Here is a 22,662-nt window from a genome sequence, read left to right on the forward strand (position 1 = left end):
TTCGCCCCGTCCTTCCCTGGCTCGTCCAGTATGGCGGCCTATCGCCCTACTTTGTACGGTGCCGGGCGAGCGCCGGAGCCGAGGCGGACCATGGCGCGGAGGATGTGTTTGGGCGGGAGTTGCCAGCGCAGACGTGCGGGAACGCAGCGCAACAGGGTGCCGGTGGCACGCAACCGGCGGGTGACGGTGACGGGTTGCGGGGCCGGTCTGCCGTACAACGCGTGGGCGTACGGCGGCAGAGAGGCGTACGCCAGATGTGCCACGCGCCGCCACAGCGCCTCGCGCGCCGGGACGAGGAGGGGGTGCGTCGGCGGGCAGAGGAGGAAGTCGTCCACTGTGCGTGCCTCGGGTCCGGCGGCGAGTTCGGGGCGCACCTTCTCGAAGCAGGCGGCCATCTCGGCCTGGTTCGCGGGTACGGCGTCGGGGTCGAGACCCACCAGACGCGCGCCGACGCGGTGTTCGGCGATGTAGCGGTCGGCCTGGGCGTCAGTGAGCGAGAAGCCGGACCGGCGGGCGGGGCCGAAGAGCCCGGGGTCGGCTGCGCGTCGGGGCTCCATGCCCGCAGGGTCCCTGACGGTGCGGTGATTGGCTTCGGGAAGCTAACGCCGTACCCGCGGCATCCCCAGGCCTATCCAGGAGATGATCTCCCGCTGGATCTCGTTGTTGCCGCCGCCGAAGGTGAAGATCACCGCCGATCGGTAGCCGCGTTCCAGTTCGCCGTGCAGGACCGCGCCCGCCGAGCCCTCCTGCAGTGCGCCCGGGCCCCCGACGATCTCCAGGAGCCAGGCGTAGGCGTCCCGGCGGGCCTCGGAGCCGTAGACCTTGACGGCGGAGGCGTCCTGCGGGGTGAGGGTGCCGTTCTGGACGGCGGTCACCATCTGCCAGTTCAGGAGCTTGAGGGCGTCGAGCCTGGCGTGGGTCTGCGCCAGGCGGCGGCGCACCCAGGGCAGGTCGACGACGCGGCGGCCGTCGGCGAGCTTGGTCTCCATCGCCCAGCGCTGGACGTCGTGCAGGGCGCGGATGGCCATCGTGCCGTGCGCGGCGAGGGTGACGCGCTCGTGGTTGAGCTGGTTGGTGATCAGCCGCCAGCCCTGGTTCTCCGCGCCGACGCGACGGGAGACGGGGACGCGGACGTTCTCGTAGTAACTGGCCGTGGTGTCGTGACCGGCGAGGGTGTGGATGAGGGTGCAGGAGTAGCCGGGGTCGGTGGTCGGCATCAACAGCATGGTGATGCCTTTGTGGGACGGGGCATCGGGGTCGGTGCGGACGGCGAGCCACACCCAGTCGGCCGTGTCGCCGTTGGTGGTCCAGATCTTCTGGCCGTTGACGACGTATTCGTCGCCGTCCCGCACCGCGCGCGTGCGCAGGGCGGCCAGGTCCGTGCCCGCGTCGGGCTCGCTGTAGCCGATCGCGAAGTCGATCTCGCCGGAGAGGATCCGGGGCAGGAAGTACTCCTTCTGCTCGTCCGTGCCGAACTGCATGATCGTCGGGCCGACCGTGTTGAGGGCCATCAGCGGCAGCGGTACACCCGCCTGGGCGGCCTCGTCGAAGAAGATGAACTGCTCCATCGCCGTCAGGCCACGCCCGCCGTACTCCTTCGGCCAGCCCACGCCGAGCCACCCGTCCGCGCCGAGCCTGCGGACGGTGTCGCGGTAGAACCGCTTCTGGGCGGCGGGATCACCGTGCCGGGTGTGGGCGGTGTCCGGCACCAGCTCGGCGAAGTAGGCGCGCAATTCCGTACGCAGCCGCTGCTGTTCGGGCGTGTGATCGAGGTGCACGGCGCCTCCAGGCTCCCCTTGGCCGGTCCTGACGGCGCACACCGTAGAACGTGTTTCAGAAATTAGGAATGGGAGCGCGGGACAATCGCGCCCGAGCCTGCGCGATGAGGGTCGGATCAGTGAGGCCGCGAGAGGCCATGAAGGGTCAGACCAGCGTGGCCATGAACTCCGTACAGGCCCGTGCGCACGCGCGGCAGACCTCCGCGCTCCCCTCGGCACTCGGCTGCTCATCGAACACCCATGCGCACTCCAGGCAGACGGTCCGGCACCACTCCAGCTGGAAGCGCATACCGGCCTCGTCCATGTCGTTCTGCTCGGTCAGCACACGGCAGGTGGCGTCGCAGACCTCCGCGCACATGATCCCCTTCCGCCGTACGACTTCCTGCCCCTCGGTTCCTCTGGGATCCACCAGGCTCGCCCGCAGCGCACACGCCCGGGCGCATTCCGTACACGCCTGCGCGCACGCGAACCGGTCCTCCAGGAAGCGGAACAGCTCCTGCTGGGATCTCGTAGATGCCACACCCTGCGGGTAGCCGCGCCGGACGGCGTCAAACCCCGCGCTCCGACGACCGTTCCGGAACTTGGGGTTCACCCTCGACCGCAAGGGGTATTCGTAGGGCATGAATACCGCAAACATGCAGATAGCCGCACAAAGCGGTTGGCTGACCCTCGGGCCACTCCTGGCGGGAGTGGCGGTCGTGGCCATGCTGCTCGGCGGCTTCTGGTGGGGGGCCATCGTGCGGCGCCGTGAGTCGCCTCCGCCACGCCCCGACGAACAGCCGCATCTGCCGCCGGGCGGAGCGGTCCGTGAGGTTCGGGAGAACCGCGAACCCGACGAGATGCCCCAGAGCCCCGCCCGGGTGCTGCCGCACGACCTGCACGCGTTCGGCAATCTCGGAACCCGTTCGAGCCCGTCCAAGCCACGGCCGCGCTGGAGCAAGGGCACCAGCGGGTCGTTCGGGGGCGGCGGGCTGGGGGGCCACTGACGAGGTGCCGGGGGCCAAGGCCACCGGCGTGAACTGCGGGCGCGCCGAGCGGGCCCGCAGTTCACGCCGGCGGGCCCGCAGTTCGCACCAGGCGGGGCCTCGGTTCCATCCCGAGCAGGCCCTCGGTTCCACCCCGAGCGGGCCCTCGGTTCCACCCCGAGCGGGCCCGCGGTTCACCCCGTCAGGGCCGCCCGGGCCACCGCGAGGGCCTGCTCGGCGTAACCACGGCCGAACAGCACCGCGTGCACCAGCAGCGGGAAGAGCTGATGCAGCCCGACGCGGTCCGCCCAGCCGTCGGCGAGCGGTGCCACCTCCTGGTAGCCGTCCAGTACACGGTCCAGATGCGGGCAGCCGAACAGCCGGAGCATGGCGAGGTCGGTCTCCCGGTGTCCGCCGTGGGCCGCCGGGTCGATGAGCCAGATCTCCCCGTCGGCGCCCCACAACACGTTGCCGTGCCACAGGTCGCCGTGCAGCCGGGCGGGCGGCTCCGCGGGGCCCGCCAACTCGGGCAGGTGTGCACAGACCCGCTCGATGACGGCCGCCTCGGGCCGGCGCACGGTGCCGTTGTCGACCGCTCCGCGCAGGTAGGGCAGCACCCGGTGCTCGGCGTACCAGTGCGGCCAGTCGGCTCCGGGGACGTTGCGCATCGGGGCGAGCCCGATGTACGCGTCCTCGGGGCCGCCGGGCGGCGCGGCGCCGAACGCGGGCGCGCCGGCGGCGTGCAGGGCGGCCAGCTCGCGGCCGAACCGGGCCGCGCTCCCCGCGTTCGGCCGGCCCGTCGGGACCCGGTCGGTCACCAGCCACTGGCCGTCATGGCCGTGCACGGCCGGGACGCGAACCGCTCCGGCGTCCGCCAGCCAGCGCAGTCCGGTCGCCTCGGCCCGTATTGCGCCGGGGCCGTCGCCGTGCTTGACCATCACCACGTGCCCGTCGTCGAGGACGACTTCGGCGAGCGCTCCCGACAGCGGACGGATTCCGACCGCCCGACGCCCGGTGAGCCGGGCCGCCGCGGAACGCGGGCCTTCGCCGGGACCGGCCGTCGGTCGGCGGCTCATGCGTCGGGGCGGGGGCAGCGGATACGCACGGCGCCCAGGGTAAGGCCGGGCACCGCCGTTGTCGGTGCACCAGGGAGGCCCGACCTCGGGTGCGGGCGTCGTCACGCCCTGTGTGGGGCCGGTCCGCGGCAGCGGTCAGGCGTGGGCGACGACGGCGACGGGGGCAATGGCGTGGTGCAGGACGCCGTGTGTGACGGGGCCGATGTGGGTGCCGAGCGCGCCGCGGCGGACGCGGCGGCCGACGACGACCAGGGAGGCCTCGCGGGAGGCGTCGACGAGCAGGCCGGCGGCGCTGCCGGAGCGGGACTGCTCGACGACCTCCACGGAGGGGTACTTGTGCCGCCAGGACGCCATCGCCTCGGTCAGGGTGGCGGCGTGCTGCCGGGCGATCTCGTCGTGCAGTTCGAGGTCGGCGGCGAGTCCGTGGACGTAGTACGGCGGCAGGTTCCAGCCGTACACGACCTGCAGGTCAGTGCCGCGGCGGGCGGCCGCGTCGAGGGCGAACTCGATCACCGTGTCGTCGGGGCTGCCGGCGTCGAGGCCGAGGACGACCGGCCGGCAGCCCGTGGCGGCCGACGGAATGCCCGCCGGGTCCGTCTCGTGCTCGTCGGCGGCCTGCTCACCGGCGCGGACCAGGACCACCGGTTGTTCGGCGTGCGCCACGACGGCCATGCCGACGGAGCCGACCACGAAGCCGCCGATCCCGCTCAGCCCGCGGGAACCCAGAACAAGCAGTTCGGCGTCCTTCGCCGCGTCCGTCAGCACGTCGGCGGGCCGCCCGTGCAGCTGTTCCGCGACGACGCCACCCCGGGGTGGCGCAGCTCGATGCCCTCGGCCGTCTCGCGGGGGATCCGCTCGCTCCAGTGCTGCTGCGTCTCGGCGCCGAGGAGCGGGGCCTGGGCCATCGGGTCCGGAACGGGCTCCCGGACGTGGACGAGCTTCAGCGGCAGGCCGCGCAGCTTCGCCTCGCGGGCCGCCCATTCAGCGGCGGCCCGGCCCTCGGGAGAGCCGTCGAGGCCTACGACAACAGTGCGGACCATCATTCTGCCTCCTGTTCGGGGATCTGTTTCCAGCCTGGTGACCGGGGGTGCGGTGGTGCAGGGGCCGGTGGTCCCCGGCAGGGACCGACCGGCCCCAGGGGGCGCGCCGGCGCGGTCGGAGCAGCCGGCGGTCGCGGCCGACGACCCGGTGCAGCGGGCCCGCCCCGCGGCACAGACTGCCGAGGGACTCCCACCGGCCGCCGGGTGGCCGGTTCTGGGGCCGGGTGGCCCATGGCACGCGACGCACGGCGCGGAGACGCTGGAGGTGGCAAGTCCCTTCCCGCCTTCCTGGAGGCAGGCCATGAACGCTCCCGTCACCACAACCATGCCGCGGGCTCTGCCGGCCGAGCACCGGCAGCGGCTGATGGAGATCGCCCGGGAGGTGTCGTTCCCCCAGGGCACCCGTCTCTTCCAGGAGGGCGGCCACGCCGACCGCTTCTGGATCATCCGGTCCGGCACGGTCTACCTCGACATGCGCGTGCCCGGACGGCGCGCCGCGGTCATCGAGTCCCTCGGACCCGATGAACTCGTCGGCTCGTCCTGGCTGTTCGCCCCGCACACCTGGCACCTGGGTGCCGAGGCGGCGACCCCGGTGCGGGCGTACGAGTTCGATGCCGCCGTCGTGCGCGCGCTGTGCAAGGACGACCCGTTGTTCGGTGTGTCCGTCGCCCAGTGGGTGGGCGATGTCGTGGCCCATCGGCTGCGCACGGCCCGTACCCGGCTGCTGGACCTGTACGGCCCGTACGGCAGCGGGGGCCTGCGGTGACCACGCCCCGCACCGGTCATACGCACGACGCGTCGAAGGGAGCACCGTGCACGGATGACTCCCGCCCGTCGTCGGCGATGTGATGACCAGCGCCGTCGCCACCGTCGGCCGCCGGGCCGCCGCAAGCACATCGTGCTGACTGGCGGTGAGCCCTGCCCCGGCAGCGGCCCGGGCAGCGGTGAGCCGTGCCGCGTCGGCGCCGACTCCGACGGGGCACGGCGCTCTGGTCGCGCGCCGGTGGGGGGAACACTGTCGGGGTAGCCGCGGGGGCCGATAGGGCCGGTCGGCCCTGGTGCGATCGGCTCCGGCGCGTGATGATCGGCGTCAGGGGCCGTCCGCAGTCCGCCACCCACCGGGGAACAAGGGGTCGACATGACCGAGCCACGGACCTTCACGCCACAGGACTCGATCCGCGTCTTCCTGCTGGACGACCACGAGATCGTCCGGCGCGGCCTGACCGATCTGCTGGACGCTGAGCCGGACATCAGCGTGGTCGGCGACGCCGAGAATGTCGAACACGCGCTCGTACGGGCTCCCGTGATACGGCCGCACGTCGCCGTACTCGACGTACGCCTCCCGGACGGCGACGGCATCACCGTCTGCCGCGAACTGCGCAGCCGCATGCCGGAGCTGGCAGTGCTGATGCTGACGTCGTTCGACGACGAGGACGCCCTCCTCGACGCGATCATGGCCGGGGCGTCGGGCTATGTGCTCAAGCAGATCAGGGGCTCCGACCTGGTCTCGGCGGTGCGCACGGTCGCCTCGGGACAGTCCATGCTCGACCCCGCGACGACGGCCCGGCTGATGCGGTCCCTGCGCGCCGAGCCCGCCGCGGGTCCGGAGGTGGCGCCCCAACTGGCGGTCCTCTCCCCACGGGAGCGGGAGATCCTCGCACTGATCGAGGACGGGCTGACCAACCGGGAGATCGGCAAGCGGCTCTACCTGTCGGAGAAGACGGTCAAGAACCACATCTCCCGGCTGCTGGCCAAGCTGGGCGTGCAGCGCCGGGTACAGGCCGCAGTGCTCGCCTCGCACCTGGAGCGGCCGGAGGCCGGTGACCGGCCCGCGCGGTGAGACGCCCTGAAGCCCTGAAGCCCTGAAGCCCTGAGACGAGCCTCGACCACGCTCCCGCGCACGGTCCATGGGTCCCGCCCCGCGATGCCCGGTCGGCTCCCGCGCCGCTCGGCGGACGTCAGTGCGCACCGCTCGGCCGGCGTCGGTCCGCGAGCGCCAGCCGGCGGGTCTCCCCCGGCCGCAGGCGAACCGCGCGGCCCGGCAGCCGCACGTCGATCGGGGACGCGTCGGACGACGGTACGGCGATCTCCAACCATCCCCGTTCCAGGCATACTTGGACACCCCAGTGGCCCTGGTAGCGCAGGGTGAATCGGTACGACGACACCTCCGGGAGCGGCACCGGATCCAGCCACAGCGCTCCGTCACGGGTCTCGAGACCGGTGAGCCCGCGCTGGACGAGGTCGAGCGTGCCGGCCATGGCACCGAGGTGGATGCCCTCGCCGGTGGTGCCGCCCTGCACGTCGGCGATGTCACCCCGCAGGGCCTCCTGGCAGAACGTCCAGGCCTCGGCCCGTCGGGCCCGGGCCAGGACCCAGCCGTGGACCAGGCCGCTGAGGGTGGAGCCGTGGCTGGTGCGGCGCAGATAGTGGTCGACGGTGCGCCGCCACGTCTCCTCGTCCAGCCGCAGACCCAACCGGCGAAAGAGGCCCCGAAGTTCGGCCGGCGAGAAGAGGTACCCGAGCATCAGCACATCGGCCTGCTTGGAGGCCTGGTAGCGGTTGACGGTGTCACCCTCCGCCTCCAGGATCCGGTCCAGGCGGCGGATGTCACCGTAGCGGTCGCGGTAGCCGTCCCAGTCGAGTTCGGCGAGTTCGCCGTAGCCCGCGAACTGGCTGATGACTCCACGGTGGAAGGGCACATGGAGCGTGCGCGAGACGTCCTCCCACCGGTCGAGTTCGCCGTCGTCGAGTCCCGTGCGTTCGGCGAGTTCGCGTCGGCGGGGCTCGGGGAGAGTGCGCAACAGCTCCAGTGCCCGGGTCAGGACCCAGGCGGCCGTGACATTGGTGTACGCGTTGTCGTCGAGGCCGGGCCGCTGCGCGTCGGGGTAGGCGTCGTGGTACTCGTCGGGGCCGACCACTCCGGTGATGCGGTGCCGTCCGAGATTGTCGTCGAAGGTGGCCGAGTCGGCCCAGAAACGTGCGATCTGCAGCAGCATCTCGGCGCCCTTGGTGTGCAGGAACTCCGTGTCGCCGCTCGCCTGGCAGTACTGCCACACGTTGTACGCGATCGCCGACCCGACGTGGTGCTGGAGCCGGGAGTGGTCGGGCAGCCAGCGGCCCGAGCGCGGGTTGAGGTGGAGCCGCTGGGTCTCCTCGCGCCCGTCGCTGCCGCTCTGCCATGGGTACATCGCGCCCCTGCGGCCCGCTTCCCGGGCTGCGGTGCAGGCCCGTTCCAGGCGCCGGTGGCGATAGCCGAGCAGGGCTCGGGAGACCTCGGGGAAGTGCAGGTCGAGGTAGGGCAGGACGAACAGCTCGTCCCAGAAGACGTGGCCTCGGTACGCCTCCCCGTGCAGTCCCCGGGCCGGCACACCGACGTCGAGGCCGGCGGTGTGCGGCGAGAGCGTCTGCAGCACGTGGAAAAGGTGCAGCCGCAGGATCCGGCCCGCCTCGCCGGGTACGTCGAGGTCGGCTCGGCGCCAGAGCTGGGCCCAGGCGGCGAGGTGCGACTCGAGCAGGTCGTCGAAGCCGGGTGCCCGGCCGGCCCGGTCGATCGCCGCGTGCAGCGGGTCGCTGATGGCGGGGTCGCGCGAGGTGTGCAGGGCGACGGTCTTGTCGACCGTTTCGGTGCGGCCCGCCGTCAGCGCCAGCCGGACGGTCTGGGTGACGCGTGCTTTCTCGTGCCGGGTGGTGACGGGCGCGTGGGCGGTCAGCCGGGCGGCCAGGCCTGTCCGGATGTCCGAGGTGCTGGTGCGGCAGCGCAGCCACACGGTGTCCGGGACTGCGGTGCCGGTGTGCACATGGGTCAGGTGGCGGCCGTCCAGGTCGCGGTAGCGCACCACGCCGTCGTTGGTGACACCTCCGTCGAGGGCCGCTTCGACATCGAGTTCACCGGAGAAGCCCTCAGTCGTGAACTCGGTGCGCAGGGCGCTCAGATGGGGGTCGCCCATGTGGACAAGACGCTGCTGACGCACCATCAACACCCTTTCGGCGCCGAGGCCGTAGCGCGTCCGGCGGTCCAGCAGCCCCGAACCCAGATGCAGGTCCATCCGGTGTTCGAGCACCGTCGCGGTGTCGGGGGTGAGCCATGGTCCGTCGGGGACGCGGAAGCGCAGGGGCAACCAGTTCGGCATGTTGACCATGTCCTCGTTCTCGACCTGCCGGCCGGCCACGTCGGAGGTGAGCCGGTTGTAGCAGCCCGCCACGTACGTACCGGGGTAGTGCACCTCGTCCGCGGCGCACTCCGGCAGCGCCCCCCGGGTGGCGAAGCAGCCGTTGCCCAGCGTGCACAGGGACTCCCGCAGCCGCTCGTCCGCGGGTTCGTAGCCCTCGTATCCCCAGGTCCAGCCCGTCACGTCGAGACTCCTCACACCGGCGGTTCCCCGGGTCCCCGTACGACGTCGTCGGCGTCGTGCCGCAGCAGTCTCGCCGCCGGGTCCCGGCTCGCGGTGGCGGCGCGGCGGAGAGCCCTGGTGAGTTCACCGGCGCGGCTCGATGCCGCGCACGGTCACGTCGGCTCCGGCACGATCGCCACCGGACAGTCCGCGTGGTGCAGCAGCGTGTGGCCCACTCGGCCCAGGTCGAGGCCGAAGTGGCCGGACCGGCGCCGGGCTCCGACGACCACGAGGTCGGCGGCGGCCGACCGGTGCAGCAGAACCCTGCGCGCCGAACCCTCCACCGTGCTGAGCCGCAGGCGGACACCGGGATGGTCCGCCGCCGCTTCCTTCAGCAGAGCGTCGAGATGGGCGGATGCCCGCTCCTCGTGCCCACGGGCGGGTTCCGGGGCCGGCCGGGGACGGCCGACGAGTTGGTACGCGGGGCTGCGCCAGGCGCGTACGGCTTCCAGGGTGCACCGGCGTGCTTCGGCCTCCCGGAAGGCGAACCGCACCGCCTCGCCGCCGGTCGTCGACTCGCCCGCGCCGAGCACGATCCTGTTGTGGGTGCCCTCCAGGCCGGCCTTGTCACCGCGGACGACGATCACCGGGCACTGGGCGCGGGCCGCCACGGCCAGCCCGACCGAGCCGAGGAGCAGGCCCTTGATCTCGCCACGTCCCCGCGAACCCACCACCAGGGCAGAGGCGCGGTGGCCCTCGTGCAGGAGCGCGTTCGACGCCTCCTCGGGAATCACCTCCGCGGAGACCTTCACCTCGGGCTTGCGCCGACGGGCACGCTCGGCGGCGGTCGCGACGATGTCGTCCGCCATCATCTGCTCCGACGGCCGGGCGACGCCGGTGGACGGTACGGCGCCTTCGTAGCGCTCCCACAGGGAGGCGTACACCAGTCGCAGCGGCAGGCCGTGCCGGGCCGCCTCGTCCACGGCCCAGTCGACCGCCGCGAGACTCGCATCCGATCCGTCGACTCCCACGACCAGGGGCAGTTCCATCGACCCCACCGCCTTTCGTCGGGCCACACGGGCGTGCGAAACGGTGCTCCTCCTCAGCGTCGCACCCTCGGTGCGCCCCCGGAGGGGCGGTTCGGTCCCCACCGGGGACATTCGGCCCATGCCGCGCCGGAGCACCCGGACCTCGCCTGCAGCGGACGGCGTACAGGCCGATGTGCCGATGGGCAAGCCCGGATGTACTCGTCCGGCATGTCGACGACGGACAGGTTCGAGCAGTGGACGGACAGTAAGCGACATCGCGGACCGGGGCGGCCATAAAGCGCTGAGATGTCCTGAACCGTTGCGCAGGATGGGGTGGGACATGGCCGACTTGGTGAAGGCGGAGCCGACATGGTCGGCGGGCGGGGCGGAGCGGAAACGGTGCCGGTGTGGCGCGCCGTCGCACGAGGGCGGGCCCGGTGGGGCCGAGGAGCGGTTCCGGGGGCTGCTGGAGGCCGCGCCGGACGCCATGGTGATCGTCGACGACACCGGAATCATCAGGCTCGTCAACGCCCAGACCGAGGCCCTGTTCGGCTACCACCGCGATGAGCTGCTCGGTCACCCGGTCGAGTTGCTGATCCCGCACCGCTTCCACGCCCAGCACACCCGGCACCGCGGCGGCTACGCCGCCAACCGGCAGGTACGTCCGATGGGCGCCGGGCTCGAACTGCACGGGCTGCGCAAGGACGGCACCGAGTTCCCCGTCGAGATCAGTCTGAGCCCGCTGGAGACCGCGGACGGGCTGCTCGTGTCCGCGGCCGTGCGTGACGTCAGCGACCGCAAGGCCGCCGAGGCCCGCATCAACGAACTCGCCGCGCTCGTCGAGTCCTCCCAGGACGCGATCCTCGCCAAGACCCTCGACGGGTACATCACCTACTGGAACGCGGCCGCTCAGCGACTGTACGGATACACCGCCGAGGAGGCGATCGGCAGGCACGTGTCGCTGCTGGCCCCGCCCGAGCTGGAGGACGACATCAGCGCACTGCTGGAGCGGCTGCGGCACGGCGAGAAGGTCGAGCACTTCGAGACCCTGCGGGTCACCAGGACCGGTGGGCTGCTGGACGTCGACGTCACGCTCTGGCCGACCCGAGACACACGCGGCACGGTGGTCGGCGCCTGCGCCATCGTGCGGGACATCAGCGACCGCAAGCGCGCCGAGGCCGAACTCACCGCCCTGTACGAGCAGCAGCGGCACATCGCGCTCACCCTGCAACGCAGCCTCATGGGCACCCCGCCCGCCCTCCATGGGCTGGCCACGGCGAGCCGCTACCGGCCCGCCACCCAGGGCGCCGGTGTGGGCGGCGACTGGTTCGACCTGATCCCGCTGGGCGCCGACCGGGTCGGCGTGCTGATCGGCGACGTCATGGGCCGCGGTCTGGAAGCCGCCGCGGTCATGGGCCAGCTGCGCTCGGCGGCGCACGCGCTGGCCAAGACCGGTATGCAGCCCCGTCAGCTCATGCAGGCTCTGGACACCTGCGTGGCCGACCTGGACGTCCCCGACCAACTGGTCACCTGCTGCTACCTCGTCATCGCCCCGGACGCGGGCACCGTGACCGTCTGCTCGGCCGGCCATCTGCCGGTCCTCGTCGCCGGAGCGGGGGACGGGATCCGTGACCTGCCCTCGCCGGTCAACGCGCCCCTCGGTGTGGGCGGCATCCTCTACGAGCAGTCCAGCAGCGAGATACCGCCCGGCGCCACTCTCGTGCTCTACACGGACGGCCTGATCGAGACGCCGGGCAGCGACATCGAGGTCCGGGTCGGTGAACTCACCGTCGTGCTCGACGAGTTCTTTACCGGGACGCCGTGCCTGGAAACCGCCGCGGACCACGTGCTCGCAAGCCTGCTGCCGGACGCCGAAAGCCACAACGACGACGTCACCCTGCTGCTGGCGCAATTGCCGGCCGCGCCTCTGGCGACCCTCGCCACCGATCTCCCGGCCGTACCGGCCTCGGTGCCCGACGGCCGCGCGTTCCTCCACAAGGCGCTCACCTCGTGGAACTGCACGGCGAACTCCGACGACGCCCTCCTGCTGCTGTCGGAAACCCTGACCAACGCCGTCCAGCACGCGGAAGGCCCCCTCGGGCTGCATCTGCACCGCACGGCCACCGACCTCACCGTGGAGGTCAGCGACTGCAGCCCCCAGCTCCCCCAGCCCCGCCTCGCCGCCGAGGACGAGGAGTCCGGCCGGGGCCTGATCCTCGTCCGCACCCTCGCGGACAACTGGGGAGTCCGGCCGACCGACGAGGGCAAGACGACCTGGTTCACGCTGAAGCTGTGAGGGGATGCCGGTCAACCGGCGTCCACGGCGGGCACGTTCCCCGCACGTACGGCCCGACCCGCCGACGCCGATCCCTTACCGCTCCCTCCGGATGGCGGATGAGCTCCCCCAGGATGCCGTGGCCCTCCGGACAGGGCCCGATACGGGCGATGTCCTCGTCGCTGACTCCGATGGTGTGGAAGGCCGAGAGGCGCCTGCCGTCGGGGCCGATCACGCCGAGTGCCGCGTACTCGGCGTCGACCACCGCCGCCGCCTCGACGATGCTGCGCAGCACCTGCTCCAGGTCCAGCTCGCGGCCGACCGAGAGCACCGCTTCCAGCAGGCTGTGCACCCGGTCGCGGGTGCCGCGAGCCGCGTCCAGCCTGGCCTGCAGCTCCTCCAGCAGCTCGTCCAGCCGCAGCTGCGGCAGCCGTACCCGGGCCTCCCCGGCGCCCCCGGAGCTTCCCATTCGTGGTCCTCCAGATGCCCTCTCGCCCTGCCGGACAGCCGACCTGTCCGGACATGTGCCGCAGTAACGGTCCAGGCCAGGGGCGATACGGGATCAGGGCAGCTTGACGCGCCCGCCCGGCCCTTGTCACCGGAATGCCGCGAGCACCTCCGCCGTGCTGCTCGCCGACGTGCACGACATGCGGAAGCCCCCCGGCGACAGGGATTCACGGGCGGCCCGGTCGGCGGCGGCGTGGCTCTGCGGCGAGGCAGGGGGACCGGAGGGCGCCGGGATGACGCCGGTCGGCCCGGCGCGTTCACGCGGACAGCTGGCTCCCCCGGTCGAGGTCCGGTCGTGTCGGGTGCGCAAGGACCTGGCGGTCTCCGCGGGCGACGGCGAGGGCGTCGAGGTGCGCCTGGATGTACGGGACGGCCACGGTCTCCAGTTCGCCGTCCACGAAGGCGGGGTGCACGTTGACCTCGAAGACGACTCCGCCGTTCTCAACGGCCAGGTCGACGCCCGCGAAGGGCAGCCCGACCGACTCGGTGGCGGCGACAGCGAGCTCCGCGAGGCGCGGAGGCAGCTCCTGCGGAGTCATGTGGACGGCGGTGGCGCCCTGGCAGGTGTTGCAGGGCGTGTCGGGTTCGGGCTGGAGGTGCTCGCGGGCGTGCACGATCCGGCCACCGAGGACGAACACCCGGAACTGGTGCCGCATGCCGTCGGTGGTGAGGTTCCCCGCATCGCGGGAGAGGAGCCAGTCGGAGCCGCGCCGTGCGTAGAAGTCGGCGGCGCTCTCCAGTTGGGCCCCGGTGGTGATGTGGAAGGTGTCATTGCCGCCCGTGCCGACGACGGGCCGGGCCCAGGTGTCGCCGCCGAGCCCGGCGAACGCGGTCGCCGCCTCGTGCCGCCCGGGCCGCGACAGGACGACGGTCTCCATCTGGGCTACGCCGTCCCGGGCGAAGCGTTCGACGGTGAGGTTCTTCTCCGTCGCCGTCCGCCAGGCAGCCGGGCCGGTGCCGAGGGTCACCACGTCATGGGCCTCCAGCAGCTCCTGGAACGCGGCGAGTTCGTGGCGGCGGTGGGGCTGGATCTCGTAGAGCACGATCATGTCGGGAAGCACGTCCGTCTCCTCCTCCGGGACGTGCAGCCGTAAGCGGCCTCCGTCGAGGACACCGCGGCCCGTTCCGCCGGCCCCGAAGTGCCGGGCGTCGATCCGGACCGGCGGTGCGCCGGTGAGCAGTTCCACGGCCTGGGCCAGGTACTCCCGGCAGCCTTCGGTGGACGTGGGGTCGGCGATCAGGGTGATGCACGGTCGGGACACAGCGGCCTCCAGAGGCTCTCGACGCGGGCTCGTACCGCGGAGACTCGGCGGCGCGGCCCGAGCGGGTTCACGGGGTGGTGCCTGTCGCGCGGGGGTCGCCGGCACCCGTCGCTCCGGAAGCCGCGCCGGTGTACGGGACCGCGCCCGGTGCGGTCGGCGGCCGCGGTGGGACGGACGGCCGGTGACCGCGTGGTGGGGCTCAGCCCTGCCGCATCCCTGTCGCAGGGCCGTGGCGCCACACTGTAGGCGCCCGGCGAGAGCCTCTACCAGGGCGCACGAGGTTACCGCCCCCTGCTCCTGCCTCTGCGCCGTCCGCACCCGCTCGTGCGCCCTGCCGAACCACAGTCTTCAGAAGGGAAGTTGCCGCCCCGGGTGGGTCGCCTCCCGAGGTTCCGGGGCTCTTACGGGAGCTAGGGGACGGCTCGGCCGAGGTCCAGCCGTCCGATGTGGGCCACGTTCGCCCGGTCCTCGGGGTCGCCCCCGGCCTCGGCCGCGAACCAGGCGTCGAGGATCTCCTTCAGCAACGGTTCGGACGTCAGCCGCAGGCTCAGTGCCAGCACATTGGCGTCGTTCCAGCGGCGCGCGCCGTCCGCCGTGTACGCGTCCGTGCACAGGGCGGCCCGCACTCCCGGCACCTTGTTCGCGGCGATCGACGCGCCCGTTCCGGTCCAGCAGCACACCACGGCCTGGTCCGCCGTCCCGGCGGCGACCTCCCTGGCCGCCGCCTCCGAGCACACCGCCCAACGGGGGTTGCCTCCGGGGCTCAGCGCCCCGTGCGTCACCACGTCGTGGCCACGCCGGCGCAACTCGGCGACGAGAGTGCGGGCCACGGGTTCGTCCATGTCCGAGGAGACGGAGATCTTCATAGTTATCTCCCTTCTCCCCTGTTCAGAGGCTAAACTCGCCGGGCTGACATCAATTGGTGACATCCTTTTCGTCGGCTCCCAACAGCGCGCCGACCCTGTCCAGTGCCTCGCGTTGAGCCTGCAGGGCGGCATGAGCGTAGACCGACAAAGTGGTGTCAGCGTGACCCACGGCTGCGACCGACGTGCACCCACGCCGCGCCCCTGATCAGCCGGTTTCCGTCAAGGCTGCGTGCGCGGCGGCGAGGATCTCCTCGGAGAGCGGGGAGCCCTTGGTGGCCCGGGACAGGACCAACGCACCGAACAGGGTGCAGAGGCGAACGATGCCGTCCTGGTCGTCGCCGGCGAGGAAGTCGGCGAAGTCGGCCACCCCCTCGGTGTAGACGCGATGAGCCTCTCGCCCCCCGCCCTCGCGCGCAATGTCGGCGGCGAGCGCGGCGACCGGGCAGCCGTCCGCCGGGTCGTCACGGTGCTCGACGGAGAGGTAAGCGTCAATCAGCGCCTGCTGGGCGGCGTCGCGCTGCCCGTCGTACCGCTCGAGCCCGGCGGCGTGACCCCGGGCGAGCTCGTCGAAGGCGTGGGCGGTGGCCTCGTCGACGAGCGCCTCCTTGGAGGCGAACTGTTTGTAGAAGGCGCCGTGAGTCAGACCGGCCGCCTTCATCAGGTCGGCGACGCTGACCTGAGTGCCCTGCTCCCGGAACAGCCGGGAGGCGGTGTCCACCACCCGCCTGCGATTTTCCTCCGCCTGCGCCTGCGATACGCGGCCCATGGCCACCTCCCATTTGGATGTCGACTGGCATCTATCGTAGACCCGTGTTTAGATTGATTGCATAATCTAATTCGTGCGGGTGGCCCGACAGCACCCGCCACGACCAGGAGCAGGCATGGAACTGAAGAACGCGGTCGCAGTGGTCACCGGCGCCAACCGGGGCCTTGGGCGGCACCTGGCCGCCCAGCTCGTCGAGCACGGCGCGAAGGTGTACGCGGCGGCCCGCCGCCCCGAGACGGTCGACCTGCCGGGCGTTACCCCGCTGCGGCTGGACGTCATGGACGAGGCGTCGATACGGGAGGCCGCCCGCGTCGCGTCGGACGCGACGCTGCTGATCAACAACGCGGGTATCTCCACCGGCGCACCGCTGATCGGGGGTGACCTGGACGCGGTGCGCCGGGAGATGGAGACCAACTTCTTCGGCCCGCTCGCCGCGACCCGGGCCTTCGCCCCCGTCATCGAGGGCAACGGCGGCGGCGCCGTGCTCAACGTGTTGTCCGTCCTGTCCTGGGTGCACCCGGCCGGGCTCGGCTCCTACGCCGCCTCCAAGGCCGCCGCCTGGGCACTGACCGGTGCGACCCGCGACGAGCTGGCGCCTCGCGGCATCGCCGTCTCGGCGCTGCACGTCGGCTACATGGACACCGACATGGCGGCCGGCGTCCCCGCCGACCAGAAGACCGCCGCAGCCGACGTCGCAGCCCAGGCCCTGTACGGCATCGAGACGGGCCAGCCCGAGATCGTCGCCGACGAGTTCACCCAGCAGGTCAAGCAGAGCCTGGCCGCCGCGCCGCAGCCGAACGCGGCCTGAGGCTCTCCCACCTCCGCCGCAGCACATCCCCTTCCTGATCCCCTTAGTAAGGACACCTGATGCGTTACACGACCTTCGGACACCGGACCGGACTGCGTGTGTCCGAGTACGCGCTCGGCACCGCGAACTTCGGCACCGGTTGGGGTGCCGGAGCCGAGCCGGACGAGGCACGCCGGATCTTCGACCGGTTCGCCGAGGCGGGCGGCACCTTCCTCGACAGCGCGGACGGCTACCAGTTCGGCGAGTCGGAGGAACTGACCGGAAAGCTGATCTCCGCCGACCGCGAGCACTTCGTACTGGCCACCAAGTTCGCCCTCGGCGCCGCGCCGCAGCCGGACATCTCCAAGACGGGCAACAGCCGCAAGAACATGGTCGCTTCGGTGGAGGCCAGCCTGAAGCGCCTAAGCACCGACTACATCGACCTGCTGTGGGTGCACTTCCCCGACGAGCTCACTCCGATGGAGGAGCTCCTACGCGGACTCGACGACCTGGTGAGCGCCGGCAAGATCCACCATGCCGCGCTGTCCAACTTCCCCGCCTGGCGCGTCTCGCTCGCGGTGACCCTCGCGGACCTGAAGAACTGGGCCCCGATCGTGGGCATTCAGCACGAGTACAGCCTCGTCGAGCGCACCGCCGACCGCGAACTGCTGCCGATGGCCGAGAGCCTCGGACTCGGCGCCGCCCTGTGGTCCCCGCTCGGCGGCGGACTGCTCACCGGCAAGTACCGCAGCTCCGCCGAGGGGCGCCTGAGCGACCTGGGCATGGTCATCCACACCGAGAGCACCGGCCAGAAGACCGCCGTCGTCGACAGTGTCCTGGCCATCGCAGAGGAGACCGGCGTGACGCCCGCCCAGGTGGCGGTGGCGTGGGTGCGCGAGCGCGCCGCCCGTTCCGTGGCCACGCTCGTCCCGATCATCGGCCCGCGCAACCTCTCCCAGCTCGACAGCTACCTCGGCGCCCTCGACGTCCAGCTGACCGACGAGCAGTACACCCGCCTGACCGCGGTCAGCGCGGTGCCGCTCGGCGTTCCCCACGAGGGGATCGCCGCCTCCCTGGACCGCCTCCAGGGAGGCGCCGCCAGCCGCGTCATCGCCCGGGCCGTGCCGGTGGCCTGAAGGGCGAACGCGGCTGAGGACACAGTGCGCCCCGCGCCGCTGACAGCCGCCTGACGCGCCGGCGGGGGGCCGCGACAGCCAAGAAAGCGACACAAACTATCTCGTACTGTGAGGAACCCGGTACGAACGGAGATCCCGCCCCCTCGCGGACGGGAAACGGAACGGAGACGACGATGAGGGCCTTCATGGTCGAGAAGTACGGCGACCAAGCCGGGATGCGCGCCGCCGAGATACCCGACCCACAGGTGGGCGCCGACGACGTCCTGGTCAAGATCCACGCGGCGGGCGTCAACCCGCTGGACCTCAGGATCCGCGACGGGGCCTTCAAGGCGTTCATGCCCTACCGTCTCCCGCTCGTTCTGGGCAACGACCTCGCCGGGACGGTCGTCGAGGTCGGTTCGTCCGTCACCCGGTTCGCGGTGGGGGACGAGGTCTACGCCCGGCCCGACAAGGACCGCATCGGCACCTTCGCCGAACTCCTCGCCGTCCACCAGGACGACCTGGCACCCAAACCGGCCACCCTCACCATGGCCGAGGCCGCCTCCCTCCCCCTGGTCGCCCTGACCGCCTGGCAGGCACTGGTCGAGCGGGCACACGTGCAGCCGGGCCAGAGGGTCCTCATTCACGCGGGCGCCGGCGGCCTCGGCTCCATCGCCGTCCAGCTGGCAAAGGCACTGGGCGCGCACGTGGCCACCACCGCGAGCACCGCCAACGTCGAGCTGGTCAAGGAACTCGGCGCCGACGTCGTCATCGACTACCGCACGCAGGACTTCGCCACCGTCCTCGACGCCTACGACGTCGTCCTGGACAGCCTCGGCGGCGAGAACCTCGCCAAATCCCTGCGCGTACTCAAGCCCGGCGGAAAGGCCATCAGCGTCGCGGGCCCGCCCGACCCGGCCTTCGCCCGCGAACTCGGCGCGAACCCGATCCTCCGCCTGGCCATGAGCGCGCTGAGCTTCAAGACCCGGCGCAGCGCCAAGCGCCACGGCGTGACGTACTCGTTCCTGTTCATGAAGGCCAGTGGCGACCAACTGCGCGAACTCACCCCGCTCATCGACGCCGGGAAGATCCGCCCCGTCGTCGACCGCGTCTTCCCGTTCGACGAAACCCTTCAGGCCATGGAATACGTCGAGAAGGGCCGTGCGAAGGCCGGCAAGGTCGTCGTCGCGATGACGTGAGGGCGGGCACGAGCCCCGGGCACCAGCCACCTCTCACAACGAGAAGGTCCTGCACACCCCATTCCACACACACCACCCCAGGACCCGGCCATGAACGCACCGTCCAGTTCCCCCACCCCCGCCCCGACGTCGTACAAGAACACGCCGACCCGTTCCGTGTCCGTGCGCGGCGTGGACTTCGTCTACCGTCAGCTCGGTCCGGACGACGGCGTACCGCTGATCCTCCTCAACCACCTGTCCGCGGTCCTGGACAACTGGGATCCACGCGTCGTCGACGGACTCGCCGCTCGACGCCGAGTGATCACCTACGACAACCGCGGCGTCGGCGCGTCCGGCGGCTCCACGCCCGACACCATCGAGGCGATGGCCCGCGACACCGTGCTGTTCATCCGGGCCCTCGGGTACGACCGGGTCGACCTGCTCGGCCTGTCGATGGGCGGCTTCATCGCCCAGGTCATCGCAGTCCAGGAACCGGACCTCGTACGCAAGCTCATCCTCGCGGGCACGGGCCCCGCCGGAGGCCCCGGCATCGACAAGGTCACAAGCCTCACCATCAAGGACATCCTCAAGGCCGTCCTGACCCGCAAGGACCCGAAGCAGTACCTCTTCTTCACCGACACCGCAGGTGGCCGGCGGGCGGCCCACGCCTTCCTCGACCGGCTGAAGGAGCGCACGGGCTACCGCGACAAGCCCATCTCCCTCTCGTCGTTCCGCGCCCAGCTGAAGGCCATCCACCGCTGGGGCCTCCAGGCACCGGCCGACCTGTCGCGCATCCACCAACCGGTCCTGGTGACCAACGGCGAGAGCGACCGGATGGTCCCGAGTGTCAACACACTCGACCTGGCGGCTCGGCTGCCCCAGGGGGAACTCGAACCCCTCTACCCCGACGCCGGACACGGCGGGATCTTCCAGCACCACGACGTATTCGTCCCACGGGCGCTTGAATTCCTGGAACCGTAGCCAGCCGGTGTGCAGCAGGGCCTTGCTGACCTGTTCCGAGGCGCCGATGGGCGGGACGTCAGGGGCTGCCGGGGCCGGCCGCTGCCACGGCCTCCGCCGCCACCCGCCACAGCGCACGGTACGTAATCCAGCTGTTTTTCCCGTCGGCCAGGTACGCCACGGCACGGCCCACCCACTCCGGGTCGCCGAGGAGATGTGGCTTTCCCTCGTCGATGAGCTGGCGCAGTAGATACTCCAGCCGGAGGGCGTCCACCGCCCGGTACGGGCGCGCGTGCTGGTCGAAGCGCAGCTGGTAGTCCTCGTACGGGTGGCGCAGAGTCATGTGCATCCAGCCGCCGTCGCGCCCGGCGACCATTCCCTTCGGCGTGTACATGCCCCTGCTATTTGTGTTCCAGGAGTGCTTGCCCCAGGTGATCCAGATGCCAGTCACGATCCTGGACCACGGGATCAACCGTTCCTCGGAGTCTGGCTCGCGCTGGTAGAGCCCGTCCGGGCGGAACTCCACCCAGTGGGTGTCCGGTCGCGTGGCGTCCCCGACTCCCCAATGGCCGCTGGCCAGTTCCAACGGTCCTACCATGTACCGTCCTCCACCATGCGGTCATTGAATCACGCGTTCTACGAACTGTTGCGCTGTCTCCGCCAATACCTCCCGTCCGTGCCGTGCCCGCAACTCCTCGTTGAACAGCGCCACTTCGATGGGGACGGTGTAGCTGGCCGCCTCCACCTCTCCCTTCCGCTGCCGTATGTCGACCGCGCGTCGTCGACCTGGCCGCGTCCGGTGAGCTGACGACCTTCGCCTTACAAGCTCAAGCCGTCGCCGCATCGGCCGGACAGCGGGTGACAAGCCGAGGCAGTGGCTCTGTGGGGTGGGCGTGGGGCGTGTTACATGCCCGTTTCCGGACAGATCTCGATCATGCAAGAGACCCTGCGACCCAAACGGCCAACCCACGTGCCCATTAGGCGTACTCCTCCCGCGCTATCCGAACTCATCTGCGCTGTCAGGGATCCGCGCGGTCAGCCCGCAGCCGGCCGACCGGACCGCCAAGCGCAAACGCTTCCACCAGCATGAGCCCATACGTCTGTCGCCAGTGGGTTCCCACCCTCGGATCGCGAGCGCCCCGGCTGGTCGCTGCCGGCGGCGCGTACCGTACGGTAGTCCTCTGCGGACTTCCCGCTTACCCCCTGCACGGCCGGGTCCTGTCCGCCGTCCTGGAGCGCGAAGTGCAGCGACACGTGGGGGAACTCACCGCTCGCTATACCGGGTGGCCGCCCCCTGCCCGCCCCGCCAACCGAATGAGCCAACCTCTCCGGTCGGTTCGTGCGCTGAGAGTTGACGCCTGAGCCGGGCGCAGCGGACTCGTCGCCCGCCGTACGGAGCGCGGCCGTGGGGAGGCCGGTCGGGAAAGCCTGTGCCGAGCGCAATCGCTTACCGCCTGGAGATTCTGTGAACGTGAACAGAAAGTAGCTGTCACCGTGACCGAAAATCGCTGCCCTTGCCCGGCCACCTCTTGCCGCGCTCCTGCCGTCCATGTGAACGTGCACAGACTTCTAGATCACTAAGCAGCAAGAAGGCGGCCGTGACCAGCACAAATCCCGGAGAACAGGCGCCGACGATCCACGACGTGGGTCGCGCGGCGGGCGTCTCGCACACCACCGTCTCCCGGGTACTCAACGGCGCACGACATGTCAGCCCCGCGGCTCGACGTGCCGTGGAGGATGCGATTCGCGCCACGGGATATGTGCTGAACCGGCAGGCGCGCGGTCTGGCCATGCGGCAGACCGATGCCGTCACGGCTGTGATCGTCGAGTCGTGCGTTCCCCGCCCGAGAAGACCCGACCCCCTCCAGATCCTCCGTGGCTGCGCTCGTGTGCTGACCCGTCACGGCATGTCGATGGAGATGCTCTTCGTCGACGCGGGGAAACAGGAGGCGGAACGGCACCGGCTGGACCGTCACCTCGGGGAGAGCCGGGGCCGGGGGCTGCTGCTGATTCCGCACTGCTCCGGCGCGGTCCCGGCTCGGCTGGTCGATCGTGTCGGTCTGCCGACGGCCGTGTACGGCAGGCCCTCGCCCACGGGCCACGGGGTCGCGCACGTGAGAGCCGACGGCCGCGAGGGCGCCCACGCGGTGACCCGTCGGCTGCACCAGTCCGGTCGTCGGCGCATCGCCGTGATCACCGGCTCACCGGATGCCCCCGACGAGCGGGAGCGCCTGGAGGGCCACCGAGCGGCCCTGACCGAACTGGGCATCCCCGTCGAGGGCTGTCTGGTCGAGCGTGCCGCGGACTCCGGACCCGGAGGGCGGGAGGCCCTGCGAAAACTGTTGGCGCGCGATGCGGCGGTGGACGCCGTCCTCGTGACGTCCGGCCGTATGGCCGTGGGCGTCGTCGAGGCCCTGTGCGCGAGGGACGGTTCCGGTTCCCGTGAGGTGGCCGTCGGCGCGTTCGAGGACCTCGGCCCGCTCGCACACTGCCCGCTCGTGGTCGCCCAGCCACCCTGGAACCACATCGGCGAGGAGATGGCGCGCCTCCTGCTCGCCATGATGGCCGGGCAGGCACCCTCGTCGGCGCTGCTGCCCTGTCGGCTCGTGGACCGGTTATCCGCTCCGTGAGCGCGCGGCGCGACCGACTCCCGCCGTACTGACACGCCGTTCGCCGGGCCGACGGCCCGGCCGCCGTGCGCGAAAGCCGTCCCCGCCCGAGGACGCTC

18 protein-coding genes and 4 pseudogenes are annotated in these 22,662 nt (G+C 71.5%); 9 read left to right on the top strand and 13 right to left on the bottom strand.

Translation table 11 applies throughout. The features are described from left to right. Nucleotides 1-38 precede the first annotated feature (38 nt). From ABT114_RS10365 to ABT114_RS10375, 3 genes and pseudogenes are all read right to left on the bottom strand, one after another. A pseudogene (locus ABT114_RS10365) lies at nt 39-515 on the bottom strand (oxygenase MpaB family protein); the annotation flags it as partial. A gap of 84 nt (nt 516-599) precedes the next feature. After that, a complete protein-coding gene (locus ABT114_RS10370) occupies nt 600-1,778 on the bottom strand; it encodes an acyl-CoA dehydrogenase family protein (RefSeq protein ID WP_351140730.1) in 1,179 nt (392 codons plus the stop codon). Between the two features lie 145 nt (nt 1,779-1,923). Then, nucleotides 1,924-2,298, bottom strand: a complete 375-nt coding sequence (locus ABT114_RS10375; protein ID WP_351140732.1) for a four-helix bundle copper-binding protein — start codon at nt 2,296-2,298, stop codon at nt 1,924-1,926. Between the two features lie 100 nt (nt 2,299-2,398). Between ABT114_RS10375 and ABT114_RS10380 the strand changes: the two genes are divergently transcribed. Continuing rightward, complete coding sequence (locus tag ABT114_RS10380; RefSeq protein ID WP_351140734.1) at nt 2,399-2,764, top strand: DUF6479 family protein; 366 nt, start codon at nt 2,399-2,401, stop codon at nt 2,762-2,764. 173 nt (nt 2,765-2,937) lie between these two features. Here ABT114_RS10380 and ABT114_RS10385 read toward each other — a convergent pair whose 3' ends face one another. Both ABT114_RS10385 and ABT114_RS10390 read right to left on the bottom strand, forming a co-directional pair. Next, complete coding sequence (locus tag ABT114_RS10385; protein ID WP_351140736.1) at nt 2,938-3,819, bottom strand: fructosamine kinase family protein; 882 nt, start codon at nt 3,817-3,819, stop codon at nt 2,938-2,940. A gap of 135 nt (nt 3,820-3,954) precedes the next feature. After that, nucleotides 3,955-4,859 (bottom strand): annotated as a pseudogene (locus ABT114_RS10390) (universal stress protein). A 301-nt stretch (nt 4,860-5,160) separates the two neighbouring features. Here ABT114_RS10390 and ABT114_RS10395 point away from each other — a divergent pair. Both ABT114_RS10395 and ABT114_RS10400 read left to right on the top strand, forming a co-directional pair. Further along, nucleotides 5,161-5,625, top strand: a complete 465-nt coding sequence (locus ABT114_RS10395; RefSeq protein ID WP_351140738.1) for a Crp/Fnr family transcriptional regulator — start codon at nt 5,161-5,163, stop codon at nt 5,623-5,625. Nucleotides 5,626-5,997: 372 nt separating this feature from the next. Continuing rightward, nucleotides 5,998-6,699: a response regulator gene (locus ABT114_RS10400; protein WP_351140740.1), complete on the top strand. Its 702-nt coding sequence runs from the start codon at nt 5,998-6,000 to the stop codon at nt 6,697-6,699. Between the two features lie 118 nt (nt 6,700-6,817). Here the strand turns inward: ABT114_RS10400 and ABT114_RS10405 are convergent, their stop codons facing one another. Together ABT114_RS10405 and ABT114_RS10410 are read right to left on the bottom strand one after the other, a co-directional pair. Beyond that, a complete protein-coding gene (locus ABT114_RS10405) occupies nt 6,818-9,211 on the bottom strand; it encodes a glycoside hydrolase family 65 protein (protein ID WP_351140742.1) in 2,394 nt (797 codons plus the stop codon). 152 nt (nt 9,212-9,363) lie between these two features. Next, complete coding sequence (locus ABT114_RS10410) at nt 9,364-10,239, bottom strand: universal stress protein (RefSeq protein WP_351140744.1); 876 nt, start codon at nt 10,237-10,239, stop codon at nt 9,364-9,366. 319 nt (nt 10,240-10,558) lie between these two features. On the opposite strand from ABT114_RS10410, the gene ABT114_RS10415 reads away from it, so the two are divergent. Further along, a complete protein-coding gene (locus tag ABT114_RS10415; protein WP_351140746.1) occupies nt 10,559-12,514 on the top strand; it encodes a PAS domain S-box protein in 1,956 nt (651 codons plus the stop codon). A gap of 85 nt (nt 12,515-12,599) precedes the next feature. On the opposite strand, the pseudogene ABT114_RS10420 reads toward ABT114_RS10415, so the two are convergent. From ABT114_RS10420 to ABT114_RS10435, 4 genes and pseudogenes are all read right to left on the bottom strand, one after another. Next, nucleotides 12,600-12,962, bottom strand: a pseudogene (locus ABT114_RS10420) (histidine kinase); the annotation flags it as partial. A 295-nt stretch (nt 12,963-13,257) separates the two neighbouring features. Beyond that, entirely contained in the window at nt 13,258-14,262 is a 1,005-nt protein-coding gene (locus tag ABT114_RS10425) for an ATP-grasp domain-containing protein (protein ID WP_351140748.1), read from the bottom strand. Between the two features lie 410 nt (nt 14,263-14,672). Further along, nucleotides 14,673-15,128 (bottom strand): RpiB/LacA/LacB family sugar-phosphate isomerase, encoded by a 456-nt coding sequence (locus ABT114_RS10430; RefSeq protein WP_351140750.1) that lies wholly within the window; start codon nt 15,126-15,128, stop codon nt 14,673-14,675. Between the two features lie 205 nt (nt 15,129-15,333). After that, entirely contained in the window at nt 15,334-15,894 is a 561-nt protein-coding gene (locus ABT114_RS10435; RefSeq protein ID WP_351140751.1) for a TetR/AcrR family transcriptional regulator, read from the bottom strand. Nucleotides 15,895-16,009: 115 nt separating this feature from the next. Here ABT114_RS10435 and ABT114_RS10440 point away from each other — a divergent pair, with 115 nt between their 5' ends. From ABT114_RS10440 to ABT114_RS10455, 4 genes are all read left to right on the top strand, one after another. Beyond that, a complete protein-coding gene (locus tag ABT114_RS10440; RefSeq protein ID WP_351140753.1) occupies nt 16,010-16,702 on the top strand; it encodes an SDR family oxidoreductase in 693 nt (230 codons plus the stop codon). A 59-nt stretch (nt 16,703-16,761) separates the two neighbouring features. After that, a complete protein-coding gene (locus ABT114_RS10445; RefSeq protein ID WP_351140755.1) occupies nt 16,762-17,817 on the top strand; it encodes an aldo/keto reductase in 1,056 nt (351 codons plus the stop codon). Nucleotides 17,818-17,990: 173 nt separating this feature from the next. Further along, nucleotides 17,991-18,995, top strand: coding sequence for an NADP-dependent oxidoreductase (locus tag ABT114_RS10450; RefSeq protein WP_351140757.1), 1,005 nt, complete (start codon nt 17,991-17,993; stop codon nt 18,993-18,995). Between the two features lie 90 nt (nt 18,996-19,085). Continuing rightward, a complete protein-coding gene (locus ABT114_RS10455; protein WP_351140759.1) occupies nt 19,086-19,955 on the top strand; it encodes an alpha/beta fold hydrolase in 870 nt (289 codons plus the stop codon). A 58-nt stretch (nt 19,956-20,013) separates the two neighbouring features. Here ABT114_RS10455 and ABT114_RS10460 read toward each other — a convergent pair whose 3' ends face one another. Then, a complete protein-coding gene (locus ABT114_RS10460; protein ID WP_351140761.1) occupies nt 20,014-20,532 on the bottom strand; it encodes a hypothetical protein in 519 nt (172 codons plus the stop codon). A 21-nt stretch (nt 20,533-20,553) separates the two neighbouring features. Continuing rightward, nucleotides 20,554-20,738, bottom strand: a pseudogene (locus tag ABT114_RS10465) (sugar phosphate isomerase/epimerase); the annotation flags it as partial. A gap of 794 nt (nt 20,739-21,532) precedes the next feature. Between ABT114_RS10465 and ABT114_RS10470 the strand changes: the two are divergent. Further along, a complete protein-coding gene (locus tag ABT114_RS10470; RefSeq protein WP_351140763.1) occupies nt 21,533-22,564 on the top strand; it encodes a LacI family DNA-binding transcriptional regulator in 1,032 nt (343 codons plus the stop codon). Nucleotides 22,565-22,662: the final 98 nt, after the last annotated feature.

It is taken from the genome of Streptomyces sp. NPDC002088, from assembly GCF_040296605.1.
In the GTDB taxonomy this organism is placed as follows: domain Bacteria; phylum Actinomycetota; class Actinomycetes; order Streptomycetales; family Streptomycetaceae; genus Streptomyces.

Coding starts and splice junctions, on each gene's coding strand:
- ABT114_RS10400 (WP_351140740.1), top strand. CDS start 5,998: ATGACCGAGCCACGGACCTTCACGCCACAGGACTCGATCCGCGTCTTC.
- ABT114_RS10395 (WP_351140738.1), top strand. CDS start 5,161: ATGAACGCTCCCGTCACCACAACCATGCCGCGGGCTCTGCCGGCCGAG.
- ABT114_RS10450 (WP_351140757.1), top strand. CDS start 17,991: ATGAGGGCCTTCATGGTCGAGAAGTACGGCGACCAAGCCGGGATGCGC.
- ABT114_RS10430 (WP_351140750.1), bottom strand. CDS start 15,128: ATGAAGATCTCCGTCTCCTCGGACATGGACGAACCCGTGGCCCGCACT.
- ABT114_RS10385 (WP_351140736.1), bottom strand. CDS start 3,819: ATGAGCCGCCGACCGACGGCCGGTCCCGGCGAAGGCCCGCGTTCCGCG.
- ABT114_RS10460 (WP_351140761.1), bottom strand. CDS start 20,532: ATGGTAGGACCGTTGGAACTGGCCAGCGGCCATTGGGGAGTCGGGGAC.
- ABT114_RS10445 (WP_351140755.1), top strand. CDS start 16,762: ATGCGTTACACGACCTTCGGACACCGGACCGGACTGCGTGTGTCCGAG.
- ABT114_RS10455 (WP_351140759.1), top strand. CDS start 19,086: ATGAACGCACCGTCCAGTTCCCCCACCCCCGCCCCGACGTCGTACAAG.
- ABT114_RS10380 (WP_351140734.1), top strand. CDS start 2,399: ATGAATACCGCAAACATGCAGATAGCCGCACAAAGCGGTTGGCTGACC.
- ABT114_RS10410 (WP_351140744.1), bottom strand. CDS start 10,239: ATGGAACTGCCCCTGGTCGTGGGAGTCGACGGATCGGATGCGAGTCTC.
- ABT114_RS10435 (WP_351140751.1), bottom strand. CDS start 15,894: ATGGGCCGCGTATCGCAGGCGCAGGCGGAGGAAAATCGCAGGCGGGTG.
- ABT114_RS10440 (WP_351140753.1), top strand. CDS start 16,010: ATGGAACTGAAGAACGCGGTCGCAGTGGTCACCGGCGCCAACCGGGGC.
- ABT114_RS10415 (WP_351140746.1), top strand. CDS start 10,559: ATGGCCGACTTGGTGAAGGCGGAGCCGACATGGTCGGCGGGCGGGGCG.